10 protein-coding genes and 1 pseudogene are annotated in these 12323 nt (G+C 73.5%); 1 reads left to right on the forward strand and 10 read right to left on the reverse strand.

Annotation, left to right across the window (positions count from 1 at the left end; all coding sequences use genetic code 11):
• Nucleotides 1-30 precede the first annotated feature (30 nt).
• The gene (locus tag LUW75_RS07815) at nt 31-1023 is read left to right on the forward strand and encodes a sigma-70 family RNA polymerase sigma factor (protein WP_250334975.1); all 993 of its coding nucleotides are present in this window, start codon (nt 31-33) and stop codon (nt 1021-1023) included.
• On the opposite strand, the gene LUW75_RS07820 is transcribed toward LUW75_RS07815, so the two are convergent.
• The 10 genes and pseudogenes from LUW75_RS07820 to LUW75_RS07865 form a co-directional block, all read right to left on the reverse strand.
• Nucleotides 941-1291: an STAS domain-containing protein gene (locus LUW75_RS07820; RefSeq protein WP_250334976.1), complete on the reverse strand. Its 351-nt coding sequence runs from the start codon at nt 1289-1291 to the stop codon at nt 941-943. The genes LUW75_RS07815 and LUW75_RS07820 overlap by 83 nt on opposite strands.
• Before the next feature lie 134 nt (nt 1292-1425).
• On the reverse strand, nt 1426-2703 hold the full coding sequence (locus LUW75_RS07825; protein WP_250334977.1) for a thymidine phosphorylase: 1278 nt from the start codon (nt 2701-2703) through the stop codon (nt 1426-1428).
• A gap of 110 nt (nt 2704-2813) precedes the next feature.
• Nucleotides 2814-3218: a cytidine deaminase gene (locus tag LUW75_RS07830; RefSeq protein ID WP_284453816.1), complete on the reverse strand. Its 405-nt coding sequence runs from the start codon at nt 3216-3218 to the stop codon at nt 2814-2816.
• Complete coding sequence (locus LUW75_RS07835; RefSeq protein ID WP_250334978.1) at nt 3215-4486, reverse strand: ABC transporter permease; 1272 nt, start codon at nt 4484-4486, stop codon at nt 3215-3217. Before LUW75_RS07835 ends, LUW75_RS07830 begins: the two co-directional genes overlap by 4 nt.
• Nucleotides 4483-5586 carry an ABC transporter permease gene (locus LUW75_RS07840; RefSeq protein ID WP_250334979.1) on the reverse strand — a complete coding sequence of 368 codons (1104 nt, stop codon included), beginning with the start codon at nt 5584-5586 and terminating at the stop codon, nt 4483-4485. Before LUW75_RS07840 ends, LUW75_RS07835 begins: the two co-directional genes overlap by 4 nt.
• The gene (locus LUW75_RS07845) at nt 5583-7124 is read right to left on the reverse strand and encodes an ABC transporter ATP-binding protein (RefSeq protein WP_250334980.1); all 1542 of its coding nucleotides are present in this window, start codon (nt 7122-7124) and stop codon (nt 5583-5585) included. Before LUW75_RS07845 ends, LUW75_RS07840 begins: the two co-directional genes overlap by 4 nt.
• Nucleotides 7125-7385: 261 nt before the next feature.
• Nucleotides 7386-8435 (reverse strand): BMP family lipoprotein, encoded by a 1050-nt coding sequence (locus tag LUW75_RS07850; RefSeq protein WP_250334981.1) that lies wholly within the window; start codon nt 8433-8435, stop codon nt 7386-7388.
• A gap of 503 nt (nt 8436-8938) precedes the next feature.
• On the reverse strand, nt 8939-10159 hold the full coding sequence (locus LUW75_RS07855; RefSeq protein ID WP_250337591.1) for an amidohydrolase: 1221 nt from the start codon (nt 10157-10159) through the stop codon (nt 8939-8941).
• Between the two features lie 196 nt (nt 10160-10355).
• A pseudogene (locus tag LUW75_RS07860) lies at nt 10356-11389 on the reverse strand (hypothetical protein).
• A gap of 8 nt (nt 11390-11397) precedes the next feature.
• On the reverse strand, nt 11398-12294 hold the full coding sequence (locus tag LUW75_RS07865) for an N-acetylneuraminate synthase family protein (RefSeq protein WP_250334982.1): 897 nt from the start codon (nt 12292-12294) through the stop codon (nt 11398-11400).
• Between the last annotated feature and the right edge of the window lie 29 nt (nt 12295-12323).

Raw genomic sequence — 12323 nt, forward strand, 5'->3', positions numbered from 1 at the left:
GAGGACACGGCGCGACAGGGATGGGACACGATGGCGGAGACGGTGGCACCCGAGGGCCTGGAGGCCCGGCTGGAGGAGTACCGGACGGAGCTGACCGGCTACTGCTACCGGATGCTCGGCTCGATCTTCGAGGCGGAGGACGCCGTACAGGACACGATGGTGCGCGCCTGGCGCGCCCTCGACCGCTTCGAGGGCCGCTCGTCACTGCGCTCCTGGCTGTACCGGATCGCGACGAACGTCTGCACGGACGCGCTCGGCGCGGGCGCCCGCCGGGCCCGTCCGATGGACCTGACGGCGGCGACGCCCGTCGCACAGGCTCAGCTCACCGCCCGCCCCGAGGCCACCTGGCTGGAGCCGGTGCCCGACGGGCGGGTGCTGCCGCAGACCGACGACCCGGCGGAGGCGGCCCTGGCACGCGAGTCGGTGCGCCTGGCGTTCGTCGCGGCGCTCCAGCGCCTGCCGGCCCGGCAGCGGGCGGTGCTGATCCTGCGGGAGGTGCTCGCCTGGAGGGCGAGCGAGGTGGCCGAGCTGCTGGACACCTCGGTCGCCTCGGTGAACAGCGCGCTCCAGCGGGCCCGGGCGACGCTGGCCGCGTCGGACCCGGCGCGCACGGACGCGGCCGACCCGCTGGACGAGGGGCAGCGAGAGCTCCTGGAGCGGTACGTGGCGGCTTTCGAGGCGTACGACATGGCGGCGCTGACGGCGCTGCTCCACGAGGACGCGACGCTCTCCATGCCCCCCTACGACCTGTGGCTGCGCGGCCACGACGACATCGTGGGCTGGATGCTGGGCGTCGGCGCGGTCTGCCGGGGCTCGCGCCTGCTGGCGACGGTGGCGAACGGCACGCCGGCGTTCGCGCACTACCACCCGGATCCGGAGGGCGGGTTCGGCCCCTGGGCGCTCATGGTCGTCGAGACCGCCGGCGGGAAGGTCTCCGGAATCACGTCGTTCCTGGACGTGGACCGGTGGTTCCCGCTGTTCGGCCTCCCGGACCGCCTGGAGGCCCGAGCAGCCGGTCGGTGAGTCCGGTGAGCGCCAGCAGGGCCCGCAGGCCGGGTCCCGCGTTCCGCACGGTGAGCGGGTGGCCCCGGCGGCGGGCGGCCAGCTGCAGCCGGGCGAGCGCGTCGACGGCGGCCAGGCCCGGGTGCGCGAGCGGGGCCGCGTCGACGACGACCGCCGCGCCCGGGGCGGCGCCGTCGAGGAGCGCGGCCAGCTCACCGCAGAGGCGCGGCGCGTCGGCGGGCCCGATCGGCCCGCCGACGCGCAGGACGACCGGATCCGTGTCCTTCACACCGGTAGGACCCCCGCCGCGCCCGGAACTCATCGGGCGGCCGGGGTCCGGGCCCGGTGGACGGCGGGCGCCCGGGCCGGGTCCGGCGGGCGCCCGGCCGGGAGGCGGCGGCGGGTGCGCCGGCCGGGCGGGGGTCAGGCGACGCGGTCGAGGACGATCGGCCGCGGCGTGAAGGCGGTGCCCGCCGGGGCGACGTCCCAGGCGCCCTCCAGGGCCTCCAGGGCGTAGGCGAACCTCTCCGGGGTGTCCGTGTGCAGCGTCATCAGCGGCCGGCCGGCGGTGACCGTGTCGCCCGGCTTGGCGTGCAGCTCCACACCGGCGCCCGCCTGCACGGGGTCCTCCTTGCGGGCACGGCCCGCGCCGAGGCGCCAGGCGGCGACCCCGACGCCGTACGCGTCGAGACGGGTGAGGACCCCGGAGGAGGGGGCGGTGACGACGTGCCGCTCGCGGGCGACCGGCAGCTCGGCGTCCGGGTCGCCGCCCTGTGCGGCGATCATGCGGCGCCACACGTCCATCGCGGAGCCGTCCGCGAGGGCCCTCGCCGGGTCGGCGTCCTTCAGCCCGGCCGCGTCGAGCATCTCCCGGGCGAGCGCCACGGTCAGCTCGACGACGTCGGCGGGGCCGCCGCCGGCGAGGACCTCGACGGACTCGCGGACCTCCAGGGCGTTGCCCGCGGTCAGGCCGAGCGGCGTCGACATGTCGGTGAGCAGGGCGACCGTGCGCACGCCGTGGTCGGTGCCCAGGCCGACCATGGTGGAGGCCAGCTCGCGGGCGTCGTCGCGGTTCTTCATGAAGGCGCCGGAGCCGACCTTCACGTCCAGGACGAGCGAGCCCGTCCCCTCGGCGATCTTCTTCGACATGATCGAGGAGGCGATCAGCGGGATCGCCTCGACCGTGCCGGTCACGTCGCGCAGCGCGTACAGCTTCTTGTCGGCGGGGGCGAGGCCGTCGCCCGCCGCGCAGATCACGGCGCCGGTCGTGTCGAGGACGTGCAGCATCTCCTCGTTGGAGAGCAGGGCCCGCCAACCGGGGATGGACTCCAGCTTGTCGAGGGTGCCGCCGGTGTGTCCGAGGCCCCGGCCGCTGAGCTGCGGCACGGCGGCGCCGCACGCGGCGACGAGCGGCGCGAGCGGCAGCGTGATCTTGTCGCCGACGCCGCCGGTGGAGTGCTTGTCGGCGGTGGGGCGGGAGAGCGGGGAGAAGTCCATCCGCTCGCCCGAGGCGATCATGGCGGCGGTCCAGCGGGCGATCTCCGCCCGGTTCATGCCGTTGAGCAGGATCGCCATCGCGAGGGCCGACATCTGTTCGTCGGCGACCTCGCCGCGCGTGTACGCGTCGATGATCCAGTCGATCTGCTCCGGGGTCAGCTCGCCCCGGTCCCGCTTCGTGCGGATGACGGAGATCGCGTCCATGGGCTCGGTGTTTCCTTCCGGCGGGCTGCGGCGGGGATCTCCCGCGCGCAGGGGGACGGGGAGCGGCGCGGCCCTTCCCACCGGGTGGGAAGGGCCGCTTCCGGCTCGGGCTAGGCGAGGTGGCCGGGGCCGAACGCCTGCGGCAGCATCTCGTCGAGCGTCCGCACGCCGTCCGGGGTGTCCAGCAGCAGCTCGCCGCCGCCGAACTCGAACAGGAGCTGCCGGCAGCGCCCGCAGGGCACGAGCGTCTCGCCGCGGCCGTCCACGCACACGAAGTGCGTGAGCCGGCCGCCGCCGGTGGCCTGGAGCTGGGAGACGAGCCCGCACTCGGCGCACAGGCCGAGGCCGTACGAGGCGTTCTCCACGTTGCAGCCGGTGACCGTGCGGCCGTCGTCGACGACCGCCGCAGCTCCGACCGGGTAGCCCGAGTACGGCGCGTACGCGCGGGACATGGCGTCCCGCGCCGCGGCGTGCAGGGCGCCCCAGTCGAAGGGCGGCTCCGGGGCGGCGGTCACCCGCCCTGGCCCTTCCGGTACGGCAGGCCGTCGGCCTTGGGCATCCGCAGCCGCTGCGCGGACAGGGCCAGTACGAGCAGCGTCGTGACGTACGGAGCGGCGTCGACGAACTGGCTGGGCAGCGTCTCGGTCATCGCGTGCCAGGCGAAGAGGACGGCGGAGGCGACGGCGGAGACGGCGGCGGCCGCGTACTTCCTCCGGTACAGCGTCCAGACCACCGCGACGACCAGCAGGATCGCCAGCAGGAGCAGCATCGCGTGGACGTTCTCGGCGCCGCCGCGCAGCTTGAGGCTGTCGGTGAAGCCGAACAGGCCGGCGCCGAGGGCGAGGCCGCCCGGCATCCAGTTGCCGAAGATCATCGCCGCGAGGCCGATGAAGCCGCGGCCCCCGGTCTGGCCCTCCTGGTAGAGGCCGGTCGACACGATCGCCAGGAACGCGCCGCCGAGGCCCGCGAGGGCGCCGGAGACGAGGACGGCGATGTACTTGTACTTGTAGACGTTGACGCCCAGGGACTCGGCGGCGACCGGGTTCTCGCCGCAGGAGCGCAGCCGCAGGCCGAAGCCGGTCCGCCACAGGATCCACCAGGTGGCGGGGACCAGCAGCAGCGCGACCACGGTCAGCAGCGACAGGTTGGTGACCAGGCCGCCGACGACGCCGGCCAGGTCGGAGACGAGGAACCAGTGCCTGGCCTGGAGGTCGCCGAGCCACTCCGACAGCCCGGGGACGGTGATGCGGTCGATCGCCCCGACGGGCGGGGACTGCTTGGAGGAGCCGCCGGGGGCCTCGGCGAACGTGAAGTTCGACAGGTACTGGGTGGCTCCGAGGGCCAGGATGTTGATCGCCACGCCGGAGACGATGTGGTTGACGTTGAAGGTGACCGTCATGACCGCGTGCAGCAGGCCGCCGAGCGCGCCGCCGACGAGGCCGAGGACGACACCGGCCCAGGGGCCCCACTGGTAGCCGGCCCAGGCACCGAACCAGGTGCCGAGGACCATCATGCCCTCCAGGCCGATGTTGACGACGCCGGCCCGCTCGGCCCACAGGCCGCCGAGGCCGGCCAGCCCGATCGGCACGGCCAGCTGGAGGGCGCCGGACACCTGGCCGACCGAGGTCAGGTCGTCGGCGCCGCTGACGAGGCGGACCAGCGAGAACAGCGCCAGGCCGGCCGCGACGATCAGCAGGGTGACGGGCGGGGACGGCCTGCGGCGCCCGCCGCCCTTCCGCGGCGCGGTCGCCGTGGGGGTAACAGTGCTCGTGGACTCGCTCATGCCGCCACGTCCTCCTTGTTCTCGCGGGCCTGGGCGGCGAGTTCCTCGCCCACCTTCCGCTGCTGCCGGCGGAGCCCGTACTGCCGGACGAGTTCGTACGACACGACCACCGCGATCACGATGAGGCCCTTCATGATCGTGGTGATCTCCTTCGGGTAGCCGTACTGGTCCAGTGAGGCGGACGCCTTCTCCAGGAAGGAGACGAGCAGCGCGGCGAAGAAGAGGCCGACCGGGTGGTTGCGGCCGAGCAGGGCGATGGTGATGCCCGTGAAGCCGACGCCGGCCGGGAAGGCCAGGCTGTACGTGTGGGTCTGGCCCAGCAGCAGCGGCAGGCCGGTCAGGCCCGCGACGCCGCCGGAGATCAGCATGGCGGTGAGGACCATCCTCCTGGCGTCGACGCCGCTCGCCTGGGCGGCGGACTCGCTGGCGCCGGTGGCGCGCAGGTCGAAGCCGAACCGGGTGCGGTTGAGGACGAACCAGTAGACGGCGCCGAGGGCGAAGGCGACGAAGGTGAAGCCGTAGACGTTGCCGCCCTCGACGGCCAGGCCGGTCATCCAGCCGGACCCGGCGATCTCGCCGGTGGTGAGGTCGTTGGAGCCGGGCGGCTGCTCGCCGAGGTTGGCGGGCAGGATCAGCCAGGCGATCAGACTGGTCGCGATGGCGTTCAGCATGATCGTCGAGACGACCTCGCTGACGCCGCGGGTCGTCTTGAGGAAGCCGGCGACGCCGGCCCAGAAGGCGCCCACGAGGACCGCGACGAGCACGATCAGCAGGACGTGGAGGGGACCGGGCAGCTCCACGGCGGCGCCGACCACCGCGGCGAGCATCGCCGCGAGGCGGTACTGGCCGTCGACACCGATGTTGAACAGGTTCATCCGGAAGCCGACGGCGACGGCCAGGGCCGCCAGGTAGTACGTGCCCGTCTGGTTGAGGATGAGGACCTGGATGTCCGGGTACTCCGCCTCCTGGATCATCAGGGTGTAGGGCTCGACCGGGTCGAGGCCCGAGGCGAGCAGGACGAGCGTGGTGAGGACGAAGGCCACGGCCAGGGCGAGCACCGGGCCCGCGATGCCCAGCAGCACCTTGTCGGACTTCTTCATCGGCCCTCACCGTCCGTGTCGTGGTCGTGTTCGAGGTGGCCGGCGGCCGCGCCCGTCATGGCCGAACCCAGCTCCTCGGGGGTGATCTCGGCGGGGTCCGCGTCCGCGACCAGGCGGCCCCGGTACATCACCCGCAGGGTGTCGGAGAGCCCGATCAGCTCGTCCAGGTCGGCGGAGATCAGCAGCACCGCCAGGCCCTCGCGGCGGGCCTCGCGGATCTGGTCCCAGATCTGGGCCTGCGCGCCGACGTCCACACCGCGGGTGGGGTGGGCGGCGATCAGGAACTTCGGGTGGTGGCTCATCTCGCGTCCGACGATCAGCTTCTGCTGGTTGCCGCCGGAGAGGGACGCCGCGGTGACCTCGACGCCGGGGGTGCGCACGTCGTACTCGCGCACGATCCGCTCGGTGTCCAGGCGGGCCGCCTTCGGGTCGAGGACGCCGCGCCTGCTGTTGGGCGCCTCGGTGACGTGGCCGAGGATGCGGTTCTCCCACAGCGGGGACTCCAGCAGCAGCCCGTGGCGGTGGCGGTCCTCGGGGATGTAGCCGATGCCGCCCTCGCGGCGCTTGCGGGTAGGGGTGCGGGAGACGTCCTCGCCGTCGAGCGTGATCACGCCGGCGTCGGGGGCGCCCATGCCGATCAGGGCCTCGACGAGCTCGGTCTGGCCGTTGCCCTCCACGCCGGCGATGCCCAGGACCTCGCCCTTGTGGATGGTGAAGGTGATCCCGCCGAGGACCTCGCGGACCACGCCGTCGGGGTCGGTCCGGGTGAGGCGCAGGCCCTCCACCCGGAGCATCGGCACGTCCGTGACCGTCGACTCGCGGGTCTCGGGCGAGGGCAGCTCGCTGCCGACCATCAGCTCGGCGAGCTGCCGGGGCGTGGTGGCCCCAGGGTCGGCCGTGCCCACCGTCGTGCCGCGCCGGATGACGGTGATGTCGTCGGCGACGGACAGCACCTCGCCCAGCTTGTGGGAGATGAAGATGACGGTGAGCCCCTCGGCCTTCAGCTCGCGCAGGTTGCCGAAGAGGGCGTCGACCTCCTGCGGGACCAGCACCGCGGTGGGCTCGTCGAGGATGAGCGTGCGGGCGCCGCGGTAGAGGACCTTGAGGATCTCCACGCGCTGGCGGTCGGCGACGCCGAGGTGCTCGACGAGCGCGTCGGGGCGGATGTTCAGCCCGTACGCGTCGGAGATCTCCCTGATCCTGTCGCGGGCGCGGGAGCCGATGCCGTGCAGCTTCTCGGCGCCGAGGACGACGTTCTCCAGCACCGTGAGGTTGTCCGCCAGCATGAAGTGCTGGTGGACCATGCCGATGCCGGCCGCGATGGCGTCGGCGGGGCTCGCGAAGGAGACCCGTTCGCCGTCGACCGCGATGGTGCCCTCGTCCGGCTTCTGCATGCCGTAGAGGATCTTCATCAGGGTCGACTTGCCGGCGCCGTTCTCCCCGACCAGGGCGTGGACGGTGCCCTTGCGGACGGTGATGTCGATGTCGTGGTTGGCGACGACGCCGGGGAAGCGCTTGGTGATGCCGCGCAGTTCCACGGCGGGGGGGCTGGACGCGTTGATGACGCACTCTCCTTGGCGGGGAAGGAGCGGAGAAGCAGGGGACGGGCGGACGCGCTGGGCACGGTGGCGGGGTTCGACGGGGCTCGGTGGGGCCGAAGGTACCGCGCCGAAGATGATTCTACGCGCGTAGCGACCCCTTACGCCGCACCGCACGGCCAGGACGTGGCCCGGGGTCCGGACGGACGGTGGGGAGCCGTCCGTCCGGACCCCGGGCCGGGCCCTGGTGCCGCGACCGGGTTACGGGGCGGTGGGGACCTCGACCTTGCCGGACGCGATGTCGGCCTCGGCCTTGTCGACGGCGGCGACGACCTCGGTCATCTTGGTGAAGGCCGGGTTCGAGGTGGACAGGCCCACGCCGTCGGCGTCGAGGCCGTAGCGGACCTCGCCGCTCTGCGGCTTGCCGTCCTTGACCGACTTGATCAGGTTGTAGACGGCGCCCGAGACGTCCTTGGTCACCGAGGTGAGGATGTGCTCCTTGTACGCGGCGAGGCCGACCTGCTTGTACTGGTCGGAGTCGACGCCGATGACCCACTTCTTCGCCTTGGCGGCGGCCTCGATGGAGCCGGTGCCGGCGAGGCCGGCGGCCGCGTAGATCACGTCGGCGCCCGCGTCGACCTGGCCCTGCGCGGCGGCCTTGCCCAGGTCGGGCTTGGAGAAGCCGCCGAAGTCCGGCGGTTGCGTCAGGTACTGGACCTTGACGTTGACGTTCTTGTCGGTGTCCTTGACGCCCTTGACGAAGCCCGCCTCGAACTTCTTGATGAGCGGGGTCTCGACGCCGCCGATGAAGCCGACGGTCTTCGACTTGGTCACCTTGGCGGCGGCGACGCCGGCCAGGTAGGAGCCCTGCTCCTCGTTGAAGACCAGGTTGGCGATGTTCTTGCCGGTCTTCGACGTGTCGTCGATCAGGCCGAAGGTGGTGTCCGGGAACTTCGGCGCGACCTCGGCGATGGCGGGGGCGTACGCGAAGCCGACGCCGATGACGGGGTTGTTCCCGGCGCGGGCGAGCGAGGTGAGGCGCTGGACCTTGTCCGGGTCGCCCTCGCCCTCGCCGGGCTCGGCCTCCGTGCCGGAGATGCCGAACTCCTTCTCGGCCTTCTCCAGACCGGCGAACGCGGCGTCGTTGAACGACTGGTCGCCGCGGCCGCCGATGTCGTACGCGATGGCGGCCTTGCCGCTCTTCGCGTCGCCGGCGCTGTCCGACTTCTTGTCACTGCCACAGGCGGTCACGCTGAGCGCGAGCGCCGCGGACGCGATGCCCGCGGTGGCGATCCTGGTGATCCGGCGCAAGGGGGGGCTCCTTCGACCTGACCGAAGCGCCTCTTCCGGCGCTGGTTCCGCGGGCGATCGTAACGCGCGTAGATGTCAGATTAAGCCCTGTACGGAAGCTGTTATCGATTCGTCGCGAACAGGCCATCCGCCGGCCCCCTCCCCGCAGGGCGGACCGGGTAGCCGGACGCTTCGGCGTGTCCCGCCGACCGCGGGCCGCCCACCCGGCAACCGGCGGGCGGCAACCGGCGGGCGGCGGGCCCCTGGCCGGAGGGGCGAATTCCGGCCACGTGGAGCATCGCGCGTGCGGAAGCGGTGGCCGGTTCCGCACGCGCGGGGCGTCCCGTACGGGAGCGGTGGGGCCGGGCCGGTGCCGCGGGCGCGGTCCGGGTCCCCCGCGGGCCGCGGCGGCCACCCGGGCGAGGGCCCCGCGGGTGCCGGTGCCGGCGGGCGGTGCCGCGCGCACGGCCGGGGGCGGGGCCCCGTGCGAAACCCGGGCGGGGTTCCGCGCGGGGCCGCCCCGGTCAGGCGCCGGCGTCGATCAGCGCCGCGGCGGTGAACAGCTCCACGCCCACCTTGATCGCGGCCTCGTCCACGTCGAAGTTGCCCCGGTGGAGGTCGAGGTGGCTCGGGTCGCCGGGGCGGCGGACGCCCAGGCGGGCCATGGCTCCGGGGACGTGCTCCAGGTACCAGGAGAAGTCCTCGCCGCCCAGGGACTGCTCGGTGTCCTCCACCGAGTACGGGCCGCGGCGGCGCTCCATGGACTCGCGCAGGAGTTCCGTGACGACCGGGTCGTTGACGACCGGCGGGACGCCCCGGACGTAGGTGATCTGGGACTTCGCGCCGTGCAGGGCGGCGACCTCGTCGACCGCCGCGTGGATCTGGTCCGGCGCGCCGCGCCAGGCCTCGATGTCGAGGCAGCGGACGGTGCCGCCCAGCTCGGCGTGCTGGGGGATGACGTTCGGGGCGTGGCCGGCCTCGATGCGGCCCCAGGTGAGGACCAGGCCGGCGCGGGCGTCGATGCGGCGGGCGAGGAGGGCCGGGACGTCCGCGGCGACCCGTGCGGCGGCGGTGACCAGGTCGGTGGTCAGGTGCGGGCGGGCGGTGTGGCCGCCGGGGCCGTCGAGGGCGATCTCCAGGCGGTCGCACGCCGAGGTGATGGGGCCGACGCGCAGGCCGATCCTGCCGGCGTCCACGCGCGGGTCGCAGTGGACGGCGATGATCCGCCCGACGCCGTCCAGGACGCCCGCCTCGACCGCCCCGAGGGCGCCGCCGGGGAGGACCTCCTCGGCGGGCTGGAAGAGGAGGCGCACGGGACGCGACAGCAGGCCCTGGCGGTGCAGGTCGGCGAGGAGGATGCCGGCGCCGAGGACCGTGGTGGTGTGGACGTCGTGGCCGCAGGCGTGGGCGCGGTCCGGGACGGTGGAGCGGTACTCGCAGTCGACCTTGGTGTCCGGGATGGGCAGGCCGTCGATGTCCGCGCGCAGGGCGAGCATGGGACGGTGGCCGTCCCAGACGCCGACGTCGCAGACGAGCCCGGTACCGCCGGGCAGGACCCGGGGACGCAGGCCGGCGGCCTCCAGCCGGGCCTTGATGGCGGCGGTGGTGCGGAACTCCTGGTTGCCCAGCTCGGGGTGCATGTGCAGATCCCGGCGGAAGGCGATCAGCTCGGTGCGGAGTGACTCCGGCAGCGTGCCGAGGAGGGGCGCATCGACGGGGGCGTCGGCTTCGGGCTCGCGGGACATCAACTTGTTCACCCATCACAGGCTAGGCGTCATCACCACCCAACTTACGTGTGATCTGAAAAACTTCAGCCCCTTAGGGGAAAGAAACCCGGCCGACCGGGCTTGAGAGGGGTCCGAAGTGGGTAAGCTCACGCGTTTCCGGGGCTTGTTCCGCCACTTCCATCCTTTTCGGGCAGATCGGGAGCCCGACGGCCCCTCAGGCTCCGGTGAGCGACAGACCGTGCACCGAGCGTGCCGTCTCGGTCACGGCCGCGAGGAAGCCGCGCGCCCGGGGCGGGGCGCCCGCCCGCAGCCACTCGGGAGCCACGTCGCAGACGGTGATCGCGACGCCCGTGCCGGCCAGGGCCGCCGGGAGGGTGTGCACGACCGTGGAGGGGAAGCTGAGGACCGTACGGGCGAGGGGCCGCGCCGCGCGACCAGCTCCAGCGGCAGTTCGGGGCGGACGATCTCCAGCCCGGTCGTCGCGGCGATGCGGTGCAGCTTGGTCACGCTCTCGCGGCGGTGTGCGAAGTAGCGCTTCACCCCGTGCGCCGCCGCGAGGGCGGTGACGGCGTCCACGTACCGGTCGGGGTCGACCACGCCGGTCTCCACCAGGGAGGTGCCGACCAGGTCGGCGCCCTCGGCGAGCCGGGGCGGCCCGAACCGGGCGCGGGTCCAGGCGAAGCGGTTCGCGCTCACCGCCGTGCCCTCGGGGGCCTCCACCGGCAGGGCGGTGAAGATCTCGACCGTGCGCCCCCGGCCGGGCGCCAGCCTGCGGCGGGCCAGGGCGGTGACCGGGGCGAGGGCCAGCTCGCGCGGGCTGCGGCTGCCGCGCCGGTGCCAGCGCACCAGGCGCTCGCCGCGGGCCAGCTGGGCGGCGTACTCCATGGTGGCCGTGCCGTCGTCGACGACGGTGACGCGGCGCGGCGGGAACACGCCGAGCAGGAGCTGCACGTACCGCGAGAACGGGTCGCCGACCAGGACGCGGCCGGCGTCGCGCAGCAGCGGCGCGAGGTCCCTGAGCGTACGGACGGGGCCGCCGTGCCGGCCCTCGCCGCGGGCCTCGTGCCAGCGGACCGCGACGCCCTCGTCGCGGGCCAGCCGGGCCATGCGGCGCAGCTGGCCCCGCGACATGGGATCGGTCGGCGGGAGGACGACGAGGGTGAGCGGCTCGGATCCGCCAGGCCGCGCGTGCACCCACTCCAGGACGTTCAGGACCTGGACGGGGCTTTCGGCCAGCGCGACGTTCATGCCGGTGGTCATGCCGGGGCCAGGACCCTGCGGAGCTTCTTCATGGGTGCCAGCTCCGACTCGTACACCCGCTTCACCCCGTCGCCGAGGGCGGCCTCGATGGTGCGGATGTCGCGCACGAGGCGGGTGAGGCCCTGCGGTTCGACGGAAGCGGCCTGGTCGGAGCCCCACATGGCGCGGTCGAGGGTGATGTGCCGCTCGACGAAGACCGCGCCGAGGGCGACGGCGGCGAGGGTGGTCTGCAGGCCGGTCTCGTGGCCGCTGTAGCCGATGGGGATGTTGGGGTAGTCGCGGCGCAGGGACTCGATGACGCGGAGGTTCAGCTCCTCGGCCTTCGCCGGGTAGGTGGAGGTGGCGTGGCAGAGCAGGATGTTGGCGGAGCCCAGGACCTCCACGGCGTGCCGGATCTGCCGCGGGGTCGACATGCCGGTGGACAGGACGACGGTGCGGCCGGTGGCGCGGACGGCGCGCAGCAGCTCGTCGTCGGTGAGGGAGGCCGAGGCGATCTTGTGCGCGGGGACGTCGAACTTCTCCAGGAAGGCGACGGCCTCGGTGTCCCACGGGGAGGCGAACCAGTCGATGCCGCGGGCCCGGCAGTGCTCGTCGATGGCGCGGTACTCGGCCTCGCCGAACTCGACGCGGTGCCGGTAGTCGATGTACGTCATCCGGCCCCAGGGGGTGTCGCGCTCGACGTCCCACTGGTCGCGGGGGGTGCAGATCTCGGGGGTGCGCTTCTGGAACTTCACGGCGTCGCAGCCCGCGTCGGCGGCGGCGTCGACGAGGGCGAGGGCCTTGTCGAGGTCGCCGTTGTGGTTGATGCCGATCTCGCCGGTGACGTAGACGGGGTGGCCGGGGCCGACGGTGCGGCCGCCGAGGGCGCGGGTGAGCTGCTGCTGGTCGTTCATGGTCGCTTTCCTTGGGGGAGCGGGACGGG

Source organism: Streptomyces sp. MRC013 (assembly GCF_023614235.1).
Lineage (GTDB): Bacteria > Actinomycetota > Actinomycetes > Streptomycetales > Streptomycetaceae > Streptomyces.